The 430-nt window shown below is 75.1% G+C and carries 1 protein-coding gene; it reads right to left on the bottom strand.

Annotated features, from left to right (window positions below):
* Nucleotides 1-184: 184 nt before the first annotated feature.
* Nucleotides 185-430 (bottom strand): MerR family DNA-binding protein (locus GWE18_RS42090; protein WP_275191330.1); only part of this gene is annotated, 246 nt, incomplete at its 5' end.

Below are 430 nucleotides of genomic sequence, written 5' to 3'. Positions count from 1 at the left end.
GCCCAGGCCCGATCGCGCCCGCCGTCCTCCGGCTCGGACAACGGCAGCGAGACCGGCTCCACGGGGGGTGGACCGCCGCCCCGGTCCTGATCTCTCCACTGCCAGGCGCGCCTGCGCAGCGCGGGCCCATGCTCCCGTGCCGGTGCGCCGGCAGAGGTGCCACACGCCGCCCGTCGCGATGCCTTCAGTCGCCGGCCCCGGGCTCCACTTCCGAGAAATGCGGCCCCGCACCCGCGGCGCGCAGGCTGTCGTCCGGATTGCGCAGCGGGCAGGCCTTCAGCGACAGGCAGCCGCAGCCGATGCAGCCGTCGAGCTGATCGCGCAGGCGCGTGAGCGTCGCGATCCGCTGATCGAGTTCTTCACGCCATGCGGCGGAGAGCCGGCGCCAGTCGGCCACCGTCGGCGTGCGGCCTTCGGGCAGGGCCTGCAG

The organism is Bradyrhizobium sp. CSA112 (genome assembly GCF_029051645.1).
Lineage (GTDB): Bacteria > Pseudomonadota > Alphaproteobacteria > Rhizobiales > Xanthobacteraceae > Bradyrhizobium.
This window is presented reverse-complemented; position numbering and strand designations above follow the sequence as displayed.